The organism is Alteromonas sp. AWJ4_197 (assembly GCF_056160285.1).
Window position 1 is genome coordinate 1 of sequence record NZ_JBSWWW010000062.1, and the last position, 248, is coordinate 248.

Annotated in this window: 1 tRNA gene; it reads right to left on the reverse strand. The window is 49.6% G+C overall.

The annotated features are described in order from the left end of the window. Positions 1-27 precede the first annotated feature (27 nt). Positions 28-103 (reverse strand) — tRNA-Val (locus tag ACXAGC_RS20540). Positions 104-248 lie beyond the last annotated feature (145 nt).

Here is a 248-nt window from a genome sequence, read left to right on the forward strand (position 1 = left end):
CCTCGCCGTACCAAATCCAAAGAAAATTGGTGGACGCTACTGGACTTGAACCAGTGACCCTCGCCTTGTAAGGGCGATGCTCTCCCAACTGAGCTAAGCGTCCGGTAATTTGTTGCTAAAAGAAAGAAGTTAACATCCGAAGAGATGGTGGACGCTACTGTGACTCGCAACGAAGTTGTTGAGCCAGTGACCCTCGCCGTACCAAATCCAAAGAAAATTGGTGGACGCTACTGGACTTGAACCAGTGA